Here is a 1,324-nt window from a genome sequence, read left to right as displayed (position 1 = left end):
CACCTGGGCACCGAACCCGCCGCTCCCACCACCCGCGCCCCGCTCGGCCGCTCCCACACCCGCCCGTCGCGCCCGCAGCGCGTTCCCGCAGGCCGCCTCCCCCTGCCGGACGACGAGGACAACAGCCCCAGCGTCATCGACGATCGGTGGTGAGCGTGACAGGGTTCAACGTCGAAGCGGAACAGCTGCGAGCACACGCGGGAACCGTGGACGCGATCGCGCAGAGGTTCGCGAAGGTCAAGTCCGCCAGCTCCCACATCACGCAGGACGACCAGGCGTACGGCGTGCTGTGCGGGTGGCTCCCCGGCAAGCTCGAAGACCGGCACAAGGCCATCGACGACGTGATCGCCACCGTCGAGAACAACCTCAAGGCGGTCGCGAAGGAGCTGCGCGCCAGCGCGGACACGTACGTGACGGCGGAACAGGACACCGTCGTGCGGCTGCGCAAGGCCGCGGGTGCGCAATGACCGGGGACTCGCTCGTCGCGCCCGTCCAGTCGTCCCGCAAACCGTGGAGCGGCGCCAGCCTCCCGGACAGCGTCGAAGGTCTCGTGGAGGCGATCAAGAGCGAGGGCTGGGTCGACGACGCGCTCGCCAGCGCCCAGCTCGGCGTCGAGACCGCGTCGACCATCCTCGACCCGATCAGCGCCCTGCTCGCCAACGGCCTCGGCTGGGCGATCGAGTACTTCGACCCGTTGCGCGAGGCCCTCGACGAAGTGACCGGCAGACCGGACGTGGTCAGGGCGCACGCCGCGACGTGGAACGCCATGGCGACCGAGCTCGCCGACATGGCCAACGACCTCCGCTCCGGCCTCGAGACCGACCTGGTCGGCTGGGACGGCGGCGCGTCGGACGGCTACCAGCGGCTGATGGCCAACAACGTCAACGCCATCGGTGGCCTGTCGGCGATCTCGGCGGCCATGGCGGCCGCGACCCAGGGTGCGGGCGGCCTCGTCGAGATGACCCGGGAGCTCGTCCGCGACCTCTTCGCCGACCTGGTGGCCAGGGTGATCGTGTGGGTGGCCGAGTCGATCCTCGTCGTCACGATCCCGTTCATAGCGCCCCAGATCGTCGCGGCGGTGGTCAAGTGGGCGGGGCGCATCCTCACCTACACCACAGGCCTGGTGAACAGCATCGCCAACCTGACCAAGCTGCTGAACGGGTAGGTCTCGATGCCTCCGAAGACCAAGGGCACGGGCGGCGGCGACGGTTCCACCACCCCGAAACCGTCGCAGCAGCACGGAAACGTCGACGCGAGCGCCGGCCTGACCAGCGCGACGCAGGCCGCCAAGCAGGCCGCGACGGCCGGCACGCCCAGCGGCGGG

Annotated in this window: 2 protein-coding genes; both read left to right on the top strand. The window is 70.8% G+C overall.

Annotated elements, in window-relative coordinates; genetic code table 11:
* The first annotated feature begins 155 nt into the window (after nucleotides 1–155).
* Nucleotides 156–467: a type VII secretion target gene (locus tag FXN61_RS49495; RefSeq protein WP_167980647.1), complete on the top strand. Its 312-nt coding sequence runs from the start codon at nucleotides 156–158 to the stop codon at nucleotides 465–467.
* On the top strand, nucleotides 464–1,165 hold the full coding sequence (locus FXN61_RS49490; RefSeq protein WP_167980646.1) for a WXG100 family type VII secretion target: 702 nt from the start codon (nucleotides 464–466) through the stop codon (nucleotides 1,163–1,165). The genes FXN61_RS49495 and FXN61_RS49490 overlap by 4 nt, the downstream gene beginning before the upstream one ends.
* The last annotated feature ends 159 nt before the right edge of the window (nucleotides 1,166–1,324 follow it).

It is taken from the genome of Lentzea indica (assembly GCF_012184385.1).
In the GTDB taxonomy this organism is placed as follows: domain Bacteria; phylum Actinomycetota; class Actinomycetes; order Mycobacteriales; family Pseudonocardiaceae; genus Lentzea; species Lentzea indica.
The sequence above is the reverse complement of the archived record's forward strand: the minus strand, read 5'-3'. Positions and strand labels throughout refer to the sequence as shown.